Genomic DNA, 1069 nt, shown 5'->3' on the forward strand with positions numbered 1-1069 from the left:
GCGGACCAGCTTCAGGAGCAGAAAGCGTTGATCGAGGACCTGCGGGCTCTGGGGTTCAATCTGCGCCCGACGCCGAAGGCGGAGGCGGGTGCGGATGCACCGGAAGGTCCGCTGTCCGGTGAGGCGGTGGTGTTCACCGGCACCCTGACCAGCGGCACGCGCGGTGAACTGGAAGAGCAGGCCCGGAATCTGGGCGCCACGGTTCAGTCGTCGGTCAACAGCAAGACCACGATCCTGGTCTGCGGCGAGAAAGCCGGCTCGAAGCGAAAGAAGGCCGAGGGGATCAATGAGAAGGCCGGTAAGGAGCAGGTGCGGATTCTCGATGAATCGGCCTGGGCCGCCCAGATGAAATGAAATAATTGAAATGGCGATGCACAACGATAAGCAAGAAATCCGTTTCGACCTGGACGCGGAGCCTCCTCGGCAGGAATCCATCGACCTGATGGACGCCGACCTTCGGATCGAAGAAAAATCGCTTGGGAGGCGTCTCGTTTTCCTTCGCTTGTCAATAGGGATCTTTCTTCTGGTAATTCTGCTCGTGCTCGTGGATTCCGTACATCAAGAACTGCTATCCGGAGAAGTTTCGGTGGCATCTTTCTCCGTGTCTTATTGGAAGGTAATCCATGCTTTCAGTGTGATCGGGCTCGTTGTTATAACTCTATTGCAGGTGAAGCTCGATGAGACTCGGGAAAATGTCACTTTCAAACGGCGGCAGCTTGAGCCGATGAGCTCCGAACACGCTCAGGATGTGCTCGATATTGCCTCGAACCATCCCGAGATCGAAGCCTATCGGGACGCGGTAGCTCGACAGGGCCGCACACTGACCGCCGGTGAGAACACGGCGATTCAGGCCTGGGCGCGCGACCGGGAGACCAGAAGGGAGGACAAAGAACACGATGAAACGATGCGCCGACTGCATACGCCGAACGCTTCGTGAACGCGCAGAAATCGACAGTCCATCGAAATCCGCTACCTTGGGGCCGTAACCGAGCAATCACACCCGCCGCGGCGGGTTGAGGATGCCGGCCCGAAGCCGGAGGAGGCAGCATAATGGCACGAGACAAACAGA

2 protein-coding genes are annotated in these 1069 nt (G+C 58.2%); both read left to right on the forward strand.

The genetic code is table 11. From position 1 onward, the window contains the following. On the forward strand, nucleotides 1–354 hold a 354-nt coding region (locus tag F573_RS14690; protein WP_196801812.1), incomplete at its 5' end, for a BRCT domain-containing protein. A 10-nt stretch (nucleotides 355–364) separates the two neighbouring features. Next, on the forward strand, nucleotides 365–937 hold the full coding sequence (locus tag F573_RS15475; protein ID WP_019023123.1) for a hypothetical protein: 573 nt from the start codon (nucleotides 365–367) through the stop codon (nucleotides 935–937). Nucleotides 938–1069 lie beyond the last annotated feature (132 nt).

The organism is Thioalkalivibrio sp. ALE23 (assembly GCF_000378545.1).
Lineage (GTDB): Bacteria > Pseudomonadota > Gammaproteobacteria > Ectothiorhodospirales > Ectothiorhodospiraceae > Thioalkalivibrio.

What these genes read in the sequence shown, in the direction of transcription:
- F573_RS15475 (WP_019023123.1), top strand. Translation starts at nt 365, where the DNA reads ATGGCGATGCACAACGATAAGCAAGAAATCCGTTTCGACCTGGACGCG.